Origin of the sequence: Pseudomonas sp. 1 R 17, assembly GCF_900067035.1 — a bacterium.
Taxonomy (GTDB): domain Bacteria; phylum Pseudomonadota; class Gammaproteobacteria; order Pseudomonadales; family Pseudomonadaceae; genus Aquipseudomonas; species Aquipseudomonas marginalis.
Genome location: NZ_FKLB01000020.1, coordinates 127,784 through 145,104, shown reverse-complemented (window position 1 = coordinate 145,104; position 17,321 = coordinate 127,784). Strand labels below are relative to the sequence as shown.

The following is a 17,321-nucleotide window of genomic DNA, read 5'->3' as shown; positions in this document are numbered from 1 at the left end:
CAAACACGTCGTAGCGGTGGGTGGCAGGGAGTCGTCGTCACCCAGTTGCTGCGACGTTGCTTGGTTATTGGCCAATAAACCAACGGTAGTAAGGGTTGGCATTGTCTTGTTGCAACACCGCCTGAATGTCCCGGCCCCAGGCAGTGCGGTCGCCGTCATAGGCATGCAAACTGGCGCGATAGAACTGCATCAAGCGTTGTTGTTCGCTGGCCAGGGTGCGGGAAAACGCCGGGGCGGCATTTAGTAACGGCGCCGGCACCCGTAAATCCAGCAATGCCGGGAGCACCCGGGCGATCTCCTTGCTGCGTACCCATGGTGCGTATTCGATGCGCGGCTGGTCGTCGGTAACCGGCAGTGCATTCCCGGCAAAGCGCTCCAGGCCTTGGCGATCGGTGACCCAAGTGGCCAGCAGGGTTGCTGCCGAATCAATGCCCACGTCACCTAACGCACTGCTGACGGTCGGTTGCTCAAAACGCTGGCGAATCCGTGTGGCATCCAGTTCGATGGGCTCCTTGGAGCCCACCAGCAGCATCTCGTGGAACTCGCTGGTCCACAGCGTCGCGTACGGGAACACGTCGAGGAAACTGCGTACCAGCGACCGCGAGTCCTCGATGTTTTGTGTCGGAAGCGGCAGCCATTGGGCCACCAGGCCGTTTTTCTCCAGGCGCCGGGCGGCCAGCTGGTAGAAGTCGCGGGAATACAAATTGACCACCCCAGCCGCCGACGGTGGTGGCGGTTCTAGGGTGATCAGGTCGTACGCCTGCGGGTTGCGCAGCAGCTCCTGGCGACCGTCCCGCAGGCGCACGTCGACGCCCGGATCAGTGGCGGCATTGAAGTTGCCCTTGAACAGCGGCGCCGCCTGGATCACCGACGGCAGCAACTCGGCGACCACACGGTGTTCCAGCCCGGGATAACGCAGCAAAGCCCCGGCGGTAATCCCGGTGCCAAAGCCGATCACCAGCGCCGAACGGGGCTCGCCGTTATGGATCAGCAGCGGCAACAGCGCCTGGATCCGCATGTAGCGTAGGGACGGCATCGCGTCGCCAGTGTTGGATACGCCCTGAATGTACAGGCGCTGAAAGCTGCGGGCGCCCTCGCCCTGGGTGACCACGGCGACAGTGGCGCCACGACCTTCCTGGTAAAACGCTAGGCTCGCATTACGTGCCCCGGGCAGCAGCTTGGCCAGGCGATCCACCGGGGTCAGCAGTGCCACCGCCAGTGACAGCAAGCCGAGGGCAACCACTGCCTGACGCCGGCCTTTCTTAACCCCGTGACCACGGCGCACGGCCATATAGCCCACGACACCGGCGATCACCGCGAGCAGGCCCAGGGTACGTACCAGCCCGAGCCAGGGAATCAGCACAAAACCACACAGTATCACCCCGATAATCCCGCCCAGGGTGTTGAACGCCACCACAGCGCCGACGTCCCTGCCCACATGCTCGCCGCCCACGCTCAATCGCAGGGCCAGGGGAAAGGCCGCGCCAAGCAACAGGGTTGGCACAAACACGATGCACAGAGCGGCCACCGCAAAACGCGCGCTCATGCCCGGCAGTTCGGCGCCGCCCAAGCTCAACACCAGGGCTTCGGCCTGGGTTTGCAGTAGTACCAGCCAGCGGCCCAGCAGGGCGATTTCCAGCAAGGCCACCAGCCCGGCACCGGCTATCAGCAGGCCGAACACGCCCCATGGGTCACGAATGCGTGCTACCCGGCGCGCCATCCACTGGCTGCCGATAAACAGCCCGGCCAGATAGGTGGCTAGTACGACGGCGAATGCATAGGTTCGGGTGCTCATGAATTGCACGATGGATTGCGACCACACCACCTCGTACCCCAGGGCCACGCCACCGGCGATGGCATACAGCACCAGCGCCAGGCGCGCCGGTTTGGCGGTGTGGGTGTGGGGCAGCGGCGCAGGTGTGTGATGCCGCACATACAACAGCGCACCTACGGCGGCCAGTAGGTTGAGCATCGCAGCCACCAGGGCACTGCCGCGTACGCCAAACGTGGCGATCAGCACAAAGGCGGTGAGCAAAGTACCGGCAATCGCACCTGCGGTGTTGGCGGCATACAAGCGGCCACCGGCTTGGCCCAGAGCCTTTGGGTCGATGTCCAGCGAGCGCACCAGCACCGGTAAGGTGCCGCCCATCAGCAGTGCCGGTATGCCTACCAGTACGAACGGCAGTACCCAGGCCAGCAGGCCGATCTGTTGTTCCAGCCAGGCAAACGGGCTGGCAGCCATGCTCAGGGCGACAGTGGCGCCCACGCCGAGCACGGCGACAAGAATTTCGAGGATTGCGTACAGCAGCAACGGTCGTGACAGGCGATCCGCCCAGCGTCCGAACAGCAAGCCACCCAACGCCAGCCCGGCAAAAAATGCGCTGATGCCGGTGGTGATGGCGTACACCTCCACACCCACGACCAGCGACAGTTGCTTGATCCACAGCACCTGGTACACCAGCGCGGCCATGCCGGAGATGAAGAGCAGCAAAGTGGGGATCAGGGTGGTGGAGGTGTGAGCCAGTGCAGCAGGTTTGCTGACGGTGCGTGACGACATTGCGTAGAGCCTTGTAGTAAATACAGATAAAAGTGTTGGGGGGAGCTGACTCCCTCCCAACAGATCCCGACTTTATTGCGCCGGGTTAGCCTTCATCTTCTCGGCAATCTTCGCATCCACGCCTGCGCGGATTTGATCGATGCTGAAGCTGGCCGGTTTCTGGCTCGGCGGGTACTCGATAAAGGTCTCGAGGAACTTCGCCGACTTGGTCACCGCCACTGCTACGAGATAGACGTTTTTGGTGGTCCAGTCGTAATACTGATCGGAGACTATGTCTGCGCGTTCATACGGGTCCATGCGCAAGTTCAGAATTTTCGGTACCCGTAGACACACGAATGGCTCGCTCCATACCTTGAAACCTCCGGGCGCGCGTTGTTCGCAGTACACGGCTTTCCAATTACCGAAGCGCGCGGACACCAGCACCCCGTCGTCGTTGAAGTAATAGAACTCGTCGCGCGCGCCTTTCGGTTGCTGGCCGGTCAGGTAAGGGAGCTGGTTGAAACCATCCAGATGCACCTTGAAGTTGTTGCCACCCGCAACCGGTGCCCATCCTTTGAGCAACTTGTCTTTGACCCCCGTGTCGCCCGCAGCCGCCAACAAGGTCGGGAACCAGTCCATACCTGAAAACATTTCGTTGGAAACCTCGGCAGGCTTGATTTTACCCGGCCAGCGGATCATCGCTGGCACGCGATAGGCGCCTTCCCAGTTGGAGTTTTTCTCATTCCGGAACGGCGTAGTTGCCGCGTCCGGCCAGGAGAACTGGTTCGGCCCGTTATCGGTGGTGTAAACCACAATGGTGTTATCGGCAATTTTCAAGTCGTCGAGGGTTTGTAGCAATTTGCCGACGTCGCCGTCGTGCTCAAGCATGCCATCGGCATACTCATTGCCAGGCATACCGCTCTGGCCCTTCATCGATTCGCGCACGTGCGTGAACAAGTGCATCCGCGTGGTGTTCATCCACACAAAGAACGGTTTGTTGGCTTCGGCCTGTTTTTTGATGAATGCCTGAGCGGCGGCGGTGGTTTCGTCGTCGATGGTCTCCATGCGTTTGGTGGTCAGGGCGCCGGTGTCTTCGATCTTGCCGTCGGCAAAGCTGTGGATCACGCCGCGTGGTGAGTTGGCCTTGACGAACTCAGCGTCGTCCTTAGGCCAATACGGACGCTCGGGCTCTTCTTCAGCATTGAGGTGATAGAGGTTGCCGAAAAACTCGTCAAAACCATGATTGGTCGGCAGGTATTCGTCTTTGTCACCGAGGTGGTTCTTGCCGAACTGGCCAGTCGCATACCCAAGTGATTTGAGTGCCTGAGCAATGGTGATATCACGTTTTTGCAAGCCAACGGAGGCACCTGGCGCGCCCACCTTCGACAAACCAGTGCGCAACGGCGTCTGGCCTGTAATGAAGGACGAGCGCCCGGCTGTGCAGCTGTTTTCCGCGTAATAATCGGTAAACATCATGCCTTCTTTGGCAATACGGTCGATGTTGGGCGTCTTGTAACCCACCACGCCCATGGAATAGGCGCTGATGTTGGTTTGCCCAATGTCATCGCCGAATATCACCAGGATATTCGGCTTATCGGCGGCCCAGGCTGATGCCGAGACCCCCATCACCGATACCGCCACCAGGGCGAGTTTCGGCAGCCACTTGCGTATGCGAGTCATCTGACTTGCTCCTTTCTCGGCTTGAGTCGCATTGCCTGCGACCAACGTTTATTACAGTCCATCGCGACGTCTTTTCTTATTGCACCTGCTTTTGCACAGCAGGCTCGAAAGGGTAGATACGGTTCCACTCGGTTGCTATGTCCACCACGTTCCAGCCTTTTGTCTTTGCTTCATCCAGCGCCTTGTCCAGGCGCCCGACCTGAGAATTGCGGTCATAGGCCCACTCGCGCTTGGCGTCGGTGTGGTGCACCAGGCCCATGAAGCGTTTGCCCGTGCCTGCGGCCGTCCACTGGAGCATTTGCAGGTCGCCGTCGGAGTTGCCGAAGGCCAGGATCGGCCGGCGACCAATGATCGAGTCGATGCTTTCCGGTTTGCCCGGCCCATCGTCGTTATGGGCGAGCTTGGCGGTGCGTAGCACCTGCGGAGCACCGTCCTTGAGCTGGAACGCGGTGACAAAGTTGGAGCCGATCACCTGCTCCGGCGGCACGCCGTAGACCACCTCGGCGAAGGCGCGCATGAAGGCGGTGTCGCCTCCGGAGACGATGTAGGTCTTGAATTGCTGGCTGCGCAGGTAGTCGAGCATCTCCAGCATCGGCTGGTAGATCATCTCGGTGTAGGGCTTGCCGGTTTTCGGGTGACGGGCCTGGGTGAGCCAGGTTTTGGCGTTGTCGATAAACGCGTCGGTGGTGATGCCGGTGTGGGTTGCGCCGATGATTTTCAGCAGGCCTTCCATGCCGCTTTGGGCCAGAGCCTGATGATCGTTTTCGATCACGGCCTTGAACGGCTGGGTGGTTTTCCACTCGGGATGCTGGGGGGCCAGGCGCTTGATTTCGTCGAAGGCAAACAGCACCTCAAAGTAGGCTGGCTGTTCGGTCCATAGCGTGCCGTCGTTATCGAATACAGCGATGCGCTCAGCGGGTTTTACGTAGTCCTTGGAGCCTTCGGTAGTCACCGCTTGGACGAATTCAATTATGTGCTTTTTGCTTGGGCCTTCGTTCCACGAGGGCAGCGGATCGGCCGCCAAGGCAGGCAGGCTGAACAGCAGGAGAAGTGGCAAGACAGAACGGAGGGACGTCATGGGAAATCCTTTTCGCGACGGGGGTTCAGTGGTAGCAAGCGTAGTCGACGAAACAGCCAACGCAATGCCTCGCAGCCACGTCGCCACAGCGGCAGAATGCGTGGCCAAATGCCATGTGCGAGGTATGCCGCCAGCACCAATAATACGAAGCCTGCGCTCCAGGCCAGCCCGTGCCGCGACAACTGCCAGCGGCTGTGCTGGCCGAGTTGCTTGAGGTCTTCGGCGATGGAAAACGTCGGGGTGTAGGCGTTAGCTGCTCGTGCCTCGATGTTGATCTCTGGCACTCGCGTTATTTGCAGGCGATGGTTGCGGCTGTCCCACCATTTCACGCTGATGGCGGGCAGTTGGAAATGACCGGCTTGCTCGACGCGATACACATGCCGGTCGATGCGTTGGCCTCCGCTGATGTTGCCGCGTCCGTCATCCAGATTGCTGATAACCGGTGACTGTGGGTAACAACGCAGGCCTATTACCTGTGCCTGGTCAGGCGGTGGCAAGGAAAGACCGGGTGTATTGTCAGCTTGCAGGGTGAGCGTACGGGTGAAGGTGTCGCCGATCTTGAGCGGTGTTGTGGAGACCGCCTGGGTCAGGCGCAAACCATCGGCCACCAACACAGTTTCTCCGGGTTCGAACCCCGGCGGCTGAGTGGCCTGGAATGACAGCGGTGCAGTTTGCGCACTCAAAAGTGCGCTTGCCTGACCGGGCTGGGACTGTACAGTCAGGGCCGGAATGTTAAAGGCCTGGGCCACGGCGGGCGTGATGCGGTAGCGGTAACGCATGCCATTGAAGGTCTTGCCCTCAATCACCTGGTTCACGTGCTCCGACTCACTGTCCGGTGCCTGCACCCTTGCGCCGGCCAGTTGCAGCGGCGGTAGGCTGGCGGCGGCGGTGAACCAGCTGTCGGTCAACACATCGACCTGCAATTGCACTTGCTCGCCCACCACCACGTTATTGCCGGGCACCAGTTGCGCTTGCACCCTAAGTTGCGGTTCGGCAGCCCACAACGGGCCTGCGATAACGAGCAACAGCCAGCAAAGCCTGTTCATGGCTGGTCTCCCTGATCTTGCAGGCTGAATTTGCGCCGCAAGAAGTTCGCCGGCGAAGTCGTCAGGTTCTGCAACCACAAGGCATCGTTGCTTGCCTGTTCAGTTTGGACCGCCTTGCTCTTGCCCTTGCCGGCGGCCTTGTCGAACTTGACCGCATCGGGCTTGACCTCCGGGGCATTGTCCGAGGCGTTTTCGGTGTCCTTTTTCAGCGCCAACGCCAGGGCCAAGTTGGCACTCGCTTCGGGGAACTGCGGCTGTTGTTGCAGCGCCTGTTGATAGGCTGCGATGGCGTCGTCGAACTTGAAGCGGCGTACGTGGATATTGCCCCGGTAAAACGCAGCTTGCGCGGTGTCGAGTTGGGCAAAAGTCGCCATGGCCAGGTCGTAGTCAGCAGCGTTGTAGGCGGCGATACCTTTCCAGTACGGGTCGACAAACAGCGCTGCAGCGTCGGGATAGTGATGGTGTTCAAAGGCCCAGCGGCCTTGTTGGTCGCGGGTGAAGAACGCGTCGGTCAAGGCATTGGCTTCGGCGGGCGCAGGCTGCAGGAACACCCCCAGCACTAGCACTGCCATCCAGTTCAGGCTCCAGCCCCGGCGCACACTGAAAAATGCCAACAGCAATAGCGGCCAACACAGCCAGTAACCAGCGTCTTTCCATTGCAGGTTGCGCTGTTGTTCATCGGCGTTCTGGAAATGTTGTTGGGCGTGCAGTTCGACCCAGTCCAAGTCGTCATCGTTGAGGGTAAGGCTGCCCAACGGCGCATCGGTGGCGGAGGCCAGTTGCTTCAAGGCGCCGGCATCGAAGGTCACGCCAACCGCCAGTACCAGTACCTGCAATGGGCTGTCCGTCAGGTGTTGTTTGAGCTGCGGCAATTGCGCCAAGTCAGCGCCGTCGGTGATCAGCAACAGGCTACCCGGGGCCTTTTCGGCCGCCAGCAAACGCTTGGCCTGATCGATCACTCCGGCGACATCCCGCCCGGGCTTGCTGATCAGGTCCGTAGCGAGCGCCTGGATAAAGCTATCCAGCAGCGCCGGGTCGTCAGTCGGCGGCAATACCAGATGCGCGCTGCCGGCGTATACGATCAACGCGGTTCGTGCACCCTGACGGCGCTGCACCAGGTCTTGCAACTTGTGCTTGGCAGCTTGAAACCGGGTGGGCGGCACGTCGGCGGTGTCCATGGACGTTGAAAGGTCGAGGGCGATGATCAGCGGCGCGCGGTTTTCCAGGAAGTCGGGACGGTCCTGTTCCCAAGTAGGCCCGGCACTGGCCAGTGCGCCGAGAATCAGCAGTGAGCTGACCAGATGGACTGGGCGCAGACGATGAGGGTCTGTGGGTGTCAGCAGTAAATGCGGCAACAGGTGCGGTGCGATATTGCCCCGCAGGCGTCGTTGCAGGTCCTTGCTGCGGCGCCACAGCAGCGGCAGCAACAGGCCAAGCAACGCCAGCAGCAGCCAGGCCGGGCGCAGGAAGTGGAAGTCACTGAGGTTGAACGCCATCGCGGACCTCCCGATGGCGCAGTCCCAGGTGTGGCCACAACGCGGCGATCAGGTGATACAGCGAGAGCAGCCCGATGGCCGCCGCCAGTGGCATCCAGAACAGGTCACGTTTGGGCTGGTGACTCAGGGTTTTCACCTGGTGAGGGGTGATCTTGTCCAGGGTGGCGTAGACCTGGTCCAGGGTGTCGCGGTTTTCGGCACGGAAATACCGCCCGCCGGTGGCTTCGGCAATCTGTTGCAGGGCGCTCAGGTTGACCTTGGACTCACCTGAAGCGCCCGGATCGCCAATGCCGATCGTATGAATTACCACACCCTTGGCCGCCGCCATCGACGCCGCGTGGTCGGGCGGGATCGCGCTACTGGTGTCATTGCCGTCGGTGAGCAGGATCAGCACTTTCTCTTGCTCATGGGCCTGGTCCAGCAGTTTCAGGCTCAGGCCGATGGCATCGCCAATCGCGGTGTTGGGCCCGGCCATGCCGATGCCGCTGTCATCCAGCAGCAGCGACAGGCTGGCGTGGTCCAGGGTCAGCGGTGCCTGGGGGTAGGCGCCGCTGCCAAACAGGATCAGGCCGATGCGGTCATCGGTGCGGCGCTGGATGAAGCCGTGCACCACTTGCTTGACCGCCGCCAGCCGGTCGATTTTCTGACCGTTGGCGTCGGTAAAATCCTGGGTTTCCATGGACTGCGAGATGTCGATGGCCAGCATCAAGTCGCGTACCGGCTGTTGGCGTTCAATGGGTTTTTCGATCCATACCGGACGGGCCGTGGCCAGCACCAGCAAGGCCCAGACCAGCAGGTTGAGCAGCAATTGCAGGCGATTGCTGCGAATGCCGCTGGCCGACGGCGTCTGGCCCACGGCCCGACTGAGGCTGGCAAAAAAGGGTACGCGCACGGCGCTGCGGGCTTCGCGGTATTCCGGCAGGTAACGGTACGCCAGCCACGGCAGCGGCAGCAGGAGCAACAGCCAGGGGTAATCAAGCTGCCACATGGTGATGCTCCACCCAGGCTTTGCACTGGGCCAACAGCTCTTCACGCTGTGCACTGGACACATCAGCGGAGCCATACGCCAGGCTCGCCAGCTGACGGCTGAAATCCTCCGGCACAGGCGCACCACCATGGCGCTGCAGGAATGCCTGCCAGTCGGTACCACTCAAGGTCGGCACGCGTTGATGCGCTTTAGGCGCAAGCGGCATCGACAGGGCCACGCGCTTGAGCAGTTCCGGCAATTCCCGCAGGTCTTCGATCACCTTAAGGCGCGCCAGTGCTTCACGGCGATAGGCATTGCGCCGCCAGCGCAGCCAGGCGCGGGTGCCCAGCACCAGCAGGGCAATCGCGAGCAACCCTAGCAGTGCCCACCAGCCCCAGGTATGCGGCCAGTAACTGACCGGCGCAGGCAAACCCATCTCCTTGAGTTGTTCGATACTTGGCACATTGGGGTTCATCGCCGGGCTCCTTTGCGTCGGCCCAATTCATCGCGCAGTTGGTCAATGGCAGGCAGCGCGGTGCTGATCATCAACAGCGGCACCTGGCTGCGTAGCAGTAGGCTGGCGACGTCCTTGAGCCGACCACCGAGAAAGTCGCCCAAGGGCTGGCGTACCTGGCGTTTCTGTACGGCCAACTCGACCTGCAATTGGCCTTGGGTGACCATCAGGTGCCCGGTGTCGGGCACGTTCAGCGCCAATGGGTCGTAGACTTGCAGGGCGATCACATCGTTGTGGGCCGACAGTTGCCTCATCAATTGCAGGGTGCGGTCATCGGCGCCGGCGAAGTCACTGACGATGCAGATCAGGTGATCATGCCCGGCCAGAGTCAGGCATTGTTGCAGCACCTTGTTGAGTTTGCCGTCGGCCTCATGGTCCGGGTTACTGGCACTCAGCGCGGTGTTCTGCTCTACGATCCGGCTGCAGAGCGTTTCGACCCGTTTGCGGCTGCGCAATGGCGCCACACTGTCGATGCGCTCATCGTTGAATACCAGGCCGCCGACCCGGTCACCAGCGTTGAACACCATCCACGCCGCCAACGCACCCAACTCAGCCGCGACGGCTGATTTGAAGCTACGCACCGAGCCAAAAAACATCGACATGCGCTGGTCGACCACGACCAGCGCCGGGCGGTCGCGCTCCTCCGTAAAGGTTCGGACCACTGGTTTTCCGGTGCGCAGCGACGCGCGCCAGTCCAGATGACGTAGATCATCACCGGGCTGGTAGCGACGCAGTTCGTCGAAATTCAAGCCGCGCCCACGCAACCTCGAGGCATGGTTGCCGGCAAGGATGCTGCCTTGGGGCTGGCGCGCGACAAAACTCAGGCCACGGGTCTGGAACTGCAAGGCCATCAACTGGCCGAGGGACACGTAGACCAGGCCGTCGGCGTTCATGCCGGGATCGCCACTTTATTCAGCACGCGGTCCAGCACCTGATCGGCGGTGACGCCATCTGCCACCGCGTCGTAGCTCAATTGCAGGCGATGGCGCAGCACCGGATGCGCCACTGTGCGTACGTTGTCCGGGGTGACGAAGGCCTGGCCTTGCAGCCAGGCATCTGCGCGGGCGGCGCGGTCCAGGCCGATGCCGCCACGGGGGCTGGCGCCGAGGCTGATCCAGCGCGCCAGGTCGGCGTCGTAATCGGCGGGATGGCGAGTGGCGTTGATCAGGTCGATCAGGTAGCGGTCGATGGCGGGGGACACCTGGATCGCGCTGACCTCCTTGCGGGCAGCGAAGATCACCTCGGGCGAGAGGGTGAAGCCCTGGGTCGTCGCCGTGGCGACGTGTTGTTCTTCTTCGCGCAGCAGGCGCAGCACCTGGCTTTCGTTTTCGGCGCTGGGGTAATCCAGCAGGACCTTCATCAGGAACCGATCCATCTGTGCTTCGGGCAGTGGGTAGGTGCCTTCCTGTTCGATGGGGTTTTGGGTGGCGACCACGATAAACAGCTCGGGCAGCGGATGGCTGGCGCCGGCCACAGTGATCTGGCGTTCCTCCATGGCTTCGAGCAGGGCGGCCTGGACTTTGGCCGGGGCACGGTTGATTTCATCGGCAAGAATCAGGTTGCCGAACAAGGGGCCCGGCTGGAAGCGGATCTGGTTCTGGCCGTCCACTTGGTGCAGCACCTCGGCGCCGGTGATGTCTGAGGGCAACAGGTCGGGGGTGAACTGGATACGGCTCATCTTCGCATCCAGGTGCCGGGCCAGGGCCTTGACGGTGCGGGTCTTGGCCAGCCCTGGCAGGCTTTCCAGCAGCAAGTGACCGTTGGCCAGCAGGCCGATCAGGATCTGCCGGATCACTTGGTCCTGGCCGAGTACGCTTTCAGCGATGCTGGCTTGCAGGGCGGTTAAATCTTCGAGCGCTGTCATCACAATCATCCTTGAAACGGTGGGTCACCAGGGCGCTGCGACCACGATGTACTGCACGGAGCTGCCGACGTATTGCGGCTGGTACCACGTGGACCCGCAGTGCTGGTAAGCCACGCCATTGGCGATCACCGAGACGCAATCCACCGGAACCGTGGCAACGCGGGTGCCGATGGCGAGGATGGTCGCCGTGGTCGCGCCGATCACGGCGGCGGTGGCCCACGGGTGGTACCAGTCATCCCCGTGGGGTGGCGGAGGTGGTGGCGGCATCGGGTAAGGATTCGGCCCCGGTTGTGGCCCGGGTCCCGGATAGGGATGTGGGCCAGGTTCTGGATATGGATGTGGACTTGGTTCAGGGTGCGGGCCTGGCTGAGGATGGGGCTGCGGATGCGGCTCCGGGTATGGCGGCATCGGCCGGGGCGCGGGCATCGGGTGCGGTGCAGGCATCGGCGGCCGGTAACCGCCGCCGCCATGGGGCACCACAAACGTCCTCGCGCCGCCACCGCCCCGCAGTTGCCACGCTTGGGCGGCCAACGGGTCGAACAGCGTCAGCAGCAAACTCGCGGTCAGCACCGCCGCTGTGCTTTTCATGGCTGTTCTCCCTGAGGCTCCAACTGTTGCAGGGGGACCGCACGGGCGCCGGCCGGTGGGGTGAATTCAAAGTCGGCAGGCTTGGCCGGCCTGTTGAGCTGCCACTGGTAATTGACGGTGTGCCGCGGATGTTCGGCGGTGTCGCGGCGGCTGATCACCAGTCGGCACGGCAGCGGCTGCGAGCCTTGGCGAATCCACAACTGCCAGTCGATGTCCGGCTGGCGGTAGGCGTAATGAGTGCAGGCCTGGCCGTCGATGGTTTCGCTGCCGATCAGCACGGCGTTGCTGATGCCCACCTCCTTGGCGGTGCCGGGATTCCAGCGGAATAGGTCCGACAGGGGCAACTCGATGCCGTAGCGTTCGCTCAACTGATCGAGCAGCGCGCCGATGTTTGCTGGGGCCGCCTGGTTGGCGAAATAGCCGCTGCGGCTGTCGTACAGCGTGAAACTCTTGCCGTTGTAGAACAGACTGCGGCGCGAACCGTCGCTTTCCACCGAGACTTGCAGTTTGTCCGGCTGCATCGCCGCGAGACGGGTCTGGTGGCTGAATTCGATGGTCTGACCGTTATCCAGCACCTGGTCGGTATGGCTGTGGGCGTCGATGCGAAACTGCTGCAGGCTGCGCAGGTAGCCGCCCATCTGCTCCAGGGCTGTCACGGCCTTGGGTTCAAGTTCGTCGGCCCAGGCCGCAGTATGGGCACCGAATATCAGTCCGATCAACAAAACGCGTGTGCAATGAAAACTGCGCATGGCGCACCTCGTTCAAAGCATGAGGATATTGTTAAGGCTCACGCCAACGCTGCCGAGCAAGCCGGCGCACAGGGACGCACAAACGCGCGTGTTCACCAGACGTACTGCAGGCGGAAGGTCCAGGTGTTCACGTCGGGTGAGCCGGTGCGCTCGGAAACAGTGTCGGAGTAGGCAAGCAGCCCCCCGAACTGCGGCGTCAGCATAAAGCCAAGGCTGGTGCCCAGCAGGCCGTTTTCCTGCTTGTTGTCCTGCCAGTCGCCGTCGATCCTGCTTTCGCCGCCACGATTGTAGGTAGCGTCCAGCGAGACCCAGAGTGCGCGGTTGATGGTGTAGCTGTAGTGGCCTTCAATGGCATACAGGGGCTTTTGTTCCAGCTTGCTGTCGCCGTGGTAATCCTTGTTGTCGCCGAACAACGACACGTAGGTGTTGATTTCCAGCCAGGTTGGGCCAATGGGAGTACCAAAGCCGATTTCTGGCTTGAACACCCAGCGATTGGAGCCGATGTTGATGATGCGGTCCTTGTCGTAATCGCCGGTAGGCATCGTCAGCCAGACGGCGCCGGTGAGGAATGTCTCGGGCGTCCAGTTGGCAAATTCCGCGGCGGTCAAGGCGGGACCGCCGAAGAAGTTGTGGGCAAACACGACCTGGGTATCACCCATACCGCCGTTGTGCTTGGTGCCGCTGAAGAATTGCGCGTTGTCGAACGACGCCGAAATATCGGCGTAGGGTTGGATGAACTGGATCGCGCTGTTTCGCCCGTCAATGCCAAATGAACGGGCGTAACGAAACAGATAGAGATCGGCATTCAACGACAGGCCGGTGATCGGCAGCGAGGTGTCGATCGGTGTGTTGGTATCCAGCCGGTTGTAGTAGCCGAAGACCATGTTCAGATCCGTCGGGGTGTTTTGCCAATCCCTGGCATTGTCGGCAGACCCTATCCCAGGCATCAGTGCCAGCGTGGCAGCGGTAATCGCACTCAGTTGACGACGTGAAACCATGGCTCTACTCCTTGTAAATACCTGATGTCAGGTGTGCTATGTGATCAGGCGCTATTTGATCGGTGTGAGCGGTGGTAGCTTCCATTGCCCGCTACCTACTTCAGGCTTAGGCAGGTAAATGCGCAATATGGCGTAGAACGGACCGGGTGGTGCTGGCAGCCAATTGCTTTGTTCGGCTTTCGGTGGCTCGTGGTGCGCGACCAGCAGCGTGAGGCCGCCATCCGCGTCGAGCTTGAAGTTGGGTAACATCCGCGAATTGAGCAGGTAGCGTTTCTTCAGGTTGGGCACCAGCAGCTTGGTCTTGGCGTCGTACATGGTCAGTGACCAGAACGCGTCGGCGGGTGGCAACTGATCCTTGGCGAAGTGCAGGGTGTAACTGTGACGTGCACCGTTGACCGGTTTGCCTTCACTGTCGACGAAATAACCGAGGTAGGCAGCTTCATCGGTGGAGTTGCCGAAAATGCCCATGTTGGCGCCAGCGTAGCGGTATAGGTAATTGTTCTGCAGGTGATCGCGGCTGCCGAACAATTCACCGCTCGGCACCTGATGGGTGTCGACCTTGTCTTTCTTGAACGCGGCAAACTCGGCCTTGCCGTCGGCAATCCCATCTTCCAGGGCTTTGCGTTGCTCAACCGTCAGGGCCTTGAGGTCAAACGGTTTGCCCGCCTTGACGCCGATCTTGGCAAAACGCGCCAGCACGTCTTTCTCACTGTCCTGAGGGGCTGCGTAACCCAGCATGAAGTTCAGGTAGCGGAACAAGTGGATGCTGTCGCTCATATTGGGTGTTGGCCTGGGCCAGGCAATCCTCGGCGGCTTAGTGGGTTTTGGTTGGTTCACATAGTGGCTGAGGGTCTGGACTTTGTAGCCGCTTTGGACCAGCTTGACCTTGCCCAGGTCCTTGTCATCGAACAATTGCGTGCGGTACAGCGCGTAGGCGATGTTGCTTTCGCTGTGCACCACACGGTCTATCTCGCTGGGCTGCTGACCTGTCCAGTTGGGACCGGCGATCAGGTAGTGGCCACCGTTGTTGCCAGTGCTGCGGGTACCCAGGTAGCCGAAGTTCTGCGTGTAGAGGTCGATCAACTGCACCGAGTAGTAGCGGTTATCCTCAATCTTCGGCAGAGTCAGCACCACCGGCTCGGCGCGCAGGTCCAGCCAGACGAAGGAGTAGGGCGTGTCGGAGTTCGGCGTGACGAATGCAGTGTCTTTCGGCGTGAACACCTGCGCGGTATTGCCGATATGGTTGAACGGCGCCTTGAAGTTCGGTCCGGTCTTGTCGACGGCCTGGGTGTAGAGGGTCTTGTACATCTCTACCACCGGGAAGCCATAGAGGTAGGCTTCCTTGGCGATGGCCCGGGCTTCACTCGGGGTTGCGGTGAAGTCGGCCCAGGTGCAGGTACTCATGAGAATCGAGAGGCTCGCCAACAGCAGTCGCGTCGGTGTTCGAATCATGTTGTTGCGTCCTTACTGAATCAGGCTGATGTCATCGAGTTTCCAGCTTTTATCGAAGTAGGCCTCGGTGGGGGCATACAGTCGGAAATAGCTGAACCAGTGTTTGCCGGGCAGGGTTTGCACCCAGTTGCTCTCGAAGTCTTTTGGCGCGTGAGGGCCAAAGTAGAGATCTACCGATCCGTCGGCATTTTTCTTCAGGTCCTGGCGTGACGACAGGTCCGCTTTACGCTGCGGGTTGTCGATCAGGCACCGGCTAGCAATGTCATACACGGTCAATGACCAGAACTGTTTGGCCGGTGGGTTGGCTGGCACGTGCAGCGTGTAGGACTGGCCGCCGTCGAGCCATTGGCCCTTGTTGTCGGTATAGGCGCCCAGATAAGTCTGGCCCAGGCCCGGGGTCTTGGAGACCATGCCCTTGGTGTTGGTCACCGCCTCATAGAACCAGGCGCTGCGTTCCCAGAGCTGATCGTAGTAAGCCACTCGCTGGGAAGGCTCAGTAATGTTTAGCACTGTGTCCCATTGCCGGTCTTTCCAGTACTGGGCCTGGGGGAAACGCTTGGCGAATGCGTTGGCCTTGGCGATCAACTCGCCCATCTGCGCACCTTGCTCCAGCGCCTGGCGCTGTTGATCATTGGGGTTGAACGGTTTGTCCTTTTCGATACCCAGGCTGGAGAGCATCGCCATATAGAAGCGGTCACGTTCGTTGACCGGCTCCTTCTGGATAATTCCGTGCAGACGCTCCCAATAGGCCATGCCCTGTGGCTGGGTGCCGTACCAGGGTTTGCCGCCAGGGGAGAGCAAGCGGGTTTTGGCCGGGTTAGCGCGTTGGGCGTAGGGGTACATCTTGAATTGCTCAACCAATGCCTTGCCCTTGGCCGGGTCCGGATCCAGTACGCGAAAGCCCACCAACACATTCATGGTTTCTGACTTGGCTACGTAATACTTGCCGGCATCGGCGGGTGGCTGCTGGCCTGGAGGCAGTACCAGGTACTTGCCGCCTTTGCCCTGGTCGGGGCCGGTCTGGCCCATATCGATGATCGCCCGTTGCCAGAAGTCGCCAATGCCGCCGGCTGTTGGGCCCGGCGGTAGCTCGATCACTAGCGGGCCGGTCTCGTTGAGGTCAACAAAGCCGAGAATGTAAGGCGTGGTGGCGTTGGCAGTGATAACACCGAGCTTGTCTTCGTAGGTGGTCAGCACCATCAGGTCACCGCTGCGCGCGCCAAGCTTGGTGCTGAATTCATCCTGCCATTGGGCGTAGGACACCAGCGGCAAGGCCCAGAGAAAACTCTGGGTGGCCTGCTGGAAATCCAGCTCGCCATACAGTTTGACGATGTCGCTATGGGCGGGCAGCTCACCGTCCATGCTGATCGGGCCGATGCGCGTATCCAGAGTCTGAGCCTGTATGCCGGCGGCCAGAGTGAATAGGCAGAAACCGGTACTACGAATCAGAGCGTGCATAAAACATCCTTGTGCCTCGCAGCAGCAGGTCATTGGTGTGGGCGTTGCTGTCGAAAAGTTTGAGGGTGTAGTAACCCTGCAAATTCGCGCCCGGCGCGAGGTTAAGAGGGTTGTTGCTCTTGTTGGCCTTCTCGGCGTGGGCCACAAACATCGGCACTACGGATGACACTAGCGCGAATGTAGGAATACAGAATGACCTGAACATGACAACTCCCCCAACTCCCTGGTGATGGACCTGATAGCGCGCTTTTGCAGGTTGACAGGCTGTCCTTATTCGCTATTTCTTGTAGGACATGTCGTTTGAAGCTAGCAGTAAAATCCCAACGCGCTAGGAGCTCGAAAGAATTAGTCGGTTTGTGCGGGGGTAATCGAAGGGATTTTAAGGGGTGGAAATAAGTTCAAGTGCGACAGTGCTTGGCGGCCCTGAATTGAAGTGAGGTCACGCCAGCATGGATTTTATTTTGTCGTGCAAATGATGAGTCGAGAAGGGAACTGTTGGACCTCAGGCTGGGGGCATCCTTTTCAAACCATCCAAAGCATGCCCTCAGATGTGCCCCCAGTGTAGCGATCCACTGGAAGTGAATGGAACTTCATGGTTTGTGGAAAGGCAGAAATGATCAGCCGAACAGCCTGCCAGACGACGCCTAAAGACTCTCAGGGTCGCCGAAAAACATTTTGACAGGGCTCTAGGACAGTACTTTCAGCTTGAAAAAATCGATTTATGCCCCCAGTCATGCCCCCAGTTGCGCTGAGTGTGCAAGCGATCGCGATTTGCGATTTCTGACGCGAACCTCGGTGGCCATGGCTGGCATTCAGTGCACCCCCGTATACCGGATGACCAATCCGAATCCGGCAAATCCTTGGTGGTTCGATGAGTCGATATCCTTATTCGAAG

The 17,321-nt window shown here is 60.6% G+C and carries 15 protein-coding genes; all 15 read right to left on the bottom strand.

Features of this window, described 5'->3' with window-relative positions:
- Positions 1–64 precede the first annotated feature (64 nt).
- Positions 65–2,557: a fused MFS/spermidine synthase gene (locus BFP99_RS05060; RefSeq protein WP_065946775.1), complete on the bottom strand. Its 2,493-nt coding sequence runs from the start codon at positions 2,555–2,557 to the stop codon at positions 65–67.
- A gap of 72 nt (positions 2,558–2,629) precedes the next feature.
- Positions 2,630–4,216: an arylsulfatase gene (locus BFP99_RS05055; protein ID WP_065946774.1), complete on the bottom strand. Its 1,587-nt coding sequence runs from the start codon at positions 4,214–4,216 to the stop codon at positions 2,630–2,632.
- Positions 4,217–4,292: 76 nt separating this feature from the next.
- Positions 4,293–5,294, bottom strand: coding sequence for an HAD family hydrolase (locus tag BFP99_RS05050; RefSeq protein ID WP_065946773.1), 1,002 nt, complete (start codon positions 5,292–5,294; stop codon positions 4,293–4,295).
- A complete protein-coding gene (locus BFP99_RS05045) occupies positions 5,291–6,340 on the bottom strand; it encodes a BatD family protein (protein ID WP_065946772.1) in 1,050 nt (349 codons plus the stop codon). The genes BFP99_RS05050 and BFP99_RS05045 overlap by 4 nt, the downstream gene beginning before the upstream one ends.
- Entirely contained in the window at positions 6,337–7,836 is a 1,500-nt protein-coding gene (locus BFP99_RS05040; protein ID WP_065946771.1) for a vWA domain-containing protein, read from the bottom strand. The genes BFP99_RS05045 and BFP99_RS05040 overlap by 4 nt, the downstream gene beginning before the upstream one ends.
- Complete coding sequence (locus tag BFP99_RS05035) at positions 7,817–8,824, bottom strand: vWA domain-containing protein (protein ID WP_065946770.1); 1,008 nt, start codon at positions 8,822–8,824, stop codon at positions 7,817–7,819. Before BFP99_RS05035 ends, BFP99_RS05040 begins: the two co-directional genes overlap by 20 nt.
- On the bottom strand, positions 8,811–9,278 hold the full coding sequence (locus BFP99_RS05030; RefSeq protein ID WP_065946769.1) for a DUF4381 domain-containing protein: 468 nt from the start codon (positions 9,276–9,278) through the stop codon (positions 8,811–8,813). Before BFP99_RS05030 ends, BFP99_RS05035 begins: the two co-directional genes overlap by 14 nt.
- Entirely contained in the window at positions 9,275–10,210 is a 936-nt protein-coding gene (locus BFP99_RS05025; RefSeq protein WP_065946768.1) for a DUF58 domain-containing protein, read from the bottom strand. The genes BFP99_RS05030 and BFP99_RS05025 overlap by 4 nt, the downstream gene beginning before the upstream one ends.
- Positions 10,207–11,181 (bottom strand): AAA family ATPase, encoded by a 975-nt coding sequence (locus BFP99_RS05020; RefSeq protein ID WP_065946767.1) that lies wholly within the window; start codon positions 11,179–11,181, stop codon positions 10,207–10,209. The genes BFP99_RS05025 and BFP99_RS05020 overlap by 4 nt, the downstream gene beginning before the upstream one ends.
- Before the next feature lie 24 nt (positions 11,182–11,205).
- Positions 11,206–11,769: a hypothetical protein gene (locus BFP99_RS05015; protein WP_065946766.1), complete on the bottom strand. Its 564-nt coding sequence runs from the start codon at positions 11,767–11,769 to the stop codon at positions 11,206–11,208.
- Complete coding sequence (locus tag BFP99_RS05010) at positions 11,766–12,518, bottom strand: DUF2092 domain-containing protein (RefSeq protein ID WP_065946765.1); 753 nt, start codon at positions 12,516–12,518, stop codon at positions 11,766–11,768. Before BFP99_RS05010 ends, BFP99_RS05015 begins: the two co-directional genes overlap by 4 nt.
- 92 nt (positions 12,519–12,610) lie before the next feature.
- Positions 12,611–13,516 carry a transporter gene (locus BFP99_RS05005; RefSeq protein WP_065946764.1) on the bottom strand — a complete coding sequence of 302 codons (906 nt, stop codon included), beginning with the start codon at positions 13,514–13,516 and terminating at the stop codon, positions 12,611–12,613.
- Positions 13,517–13,567: 51 nt separating this feature from the next.
- Positions 13,568–14,968 (bottom strand): DUF1254 domain-containing protein, encoded by a 1,401-nt coding sequence (locus BFP99_RS05000; protein ID WP_065946763.1) that lies wholly within the window; start codon positions 14,966–14,968, stop codon positions 13,568–13,570.
- 12 nt (positions 14,969–14,980) lie between these two features.
- Positions 14,981–16,426, bottom strand: coding sequence for a DUF1254 domain-containing protein (locus BFP99_RS04995; RefSeq protein ID WP_065946762.1), 1,446 nt, complete (start codon positions 16,424–16,426; stop codon positions 14,981–14,983).
- Positions 16,407–16,631, bottom strand: coding sequence for a hypothetical protein (locus BFP99_RS32680; RefSeq protein WP_141690752.1), 225 nt, complete (start codon positions 16,629–16,631; stop codon positions 16,407–16,409). Before BFP99_RS32680 ends, BFP99_RS04995 begins: the two co-directional genes overlap by 20 nt.
- Between the last annotated feature and the right edge of the window lie 690 nt (positions 16,632–17,321).

Excerpts from the sequence above, each read along its gene's own strand:
- BFP99_RS05010 (WP_065946765.1), bottom strand. The coding sequence starts at position 12,518 with ATGCGCAGTTTTCATTGCACACGCGTTTTGTTGATCGGACTGATATTC.
- BFP99_RS05005 (WP_065946764.1), bottom strand. The coding sequence starts at position 13,516 with ATGGTTTCACGTCGTCAACTGAGTGCGATTACCGCTGCCACGCTGGCA.
- BFP99_RS05045 (WP_065946772.1), bottom strand. The coding sequence starts at position 6,340 with ATGAACAGGCTTTGCTGGCTGTTGCTCGTTATCGCAGGCCCGTTGTGG.
- BFP99_RS05030 (WP_065946769.1), bottom strand. The coding sequence starts at position 9,278 with ATGAACCCCAATGTGCCAAGTATCGAACAACTCAAGGAGATGGGTTTG.
- BFP99_RS04995 (WP_065946762.1), bottom strand. The coding sequence starts at position 16,426 with ATGCACGCTCTGATTCGTAGTACCGGTTTCTGCCTATTCACTCTGGCC.
- BFP99_RS05000 (WP_065946763.1), bottom strand. The coding sequence starts at position 14,968 with ATGATTCGAACACCGACGCGACTGCTGTTGGCGAGCCTCTCGATTCTC.
- BFP99_RS05060 (WP_065946775.1), bottom strand. The coding sequence starts at position 2,557 with ATGTCGTCACGCACCGTCAGCAAACCTGCTGCACTGGCTCACACCTCC.
- BFP99_RS05035 (WP_065946770.1), bottom strand. The coding sequence starts at position 8,824 with ATGTGGCAGCTTGATTACCCCTGGCTGTTGCTCCTGCTGCCGCTGCCG.
- BFP99_RS05055 (WP_065946774.1), bottom strand. The coding sequence starts at position 4,216 with ATGACTCGCATACGCAAGTGGCTGCCGAAACTCGCCCTGGTGGCGGTA.
- BFP99_RS05025 (WP_065946768.1), bottom strand. The coding sequence starts at position 10,210 with ATGAACGCCGACGGCCTGGTCTACGTGTCCCTCGGCCAGTTGATGGCC.
- BFP99_RS05040 (WP_065946771.1), bottom strand. The coding sequence starts at position 7,836 with ATGGCGTTCAACCTCAGTGACTTCCACTTCCTGCGCCCGGCCTGGCTG.
- BFP99_RS05015 (WP_065946766.1), bottom strand. The coding sequence starts at position 11,769 with ATGAAAAGCACAGCGGCGGTGCTGACCGCGAGTTTGCTGCTGACGCTG.
- BFP99_RS05050 (WP_065946773.1), bottom strand. The coding sequence starts at position 5,294 with ATGACGTCCCTCCGTTCTGTCTTGCCACTTCTCCTGCTGTTCAGCCTG.
- BFP99_RS32680 (WP_141690752.1), bottom strand. The coding sequence starts at position 16,631 with ATGTTCAGGTCATTCTGTATTCCTACATTCGCGCTAGTGTCATCCGTA.
- BFP99_RS05020 (WP_065946767.1), bottom strand. The coding sequence starts at position 11,181 with ATGACAGCGCTCGAAGATTTAACCGCCCTGCAAGCCAGCATCGCTGAA.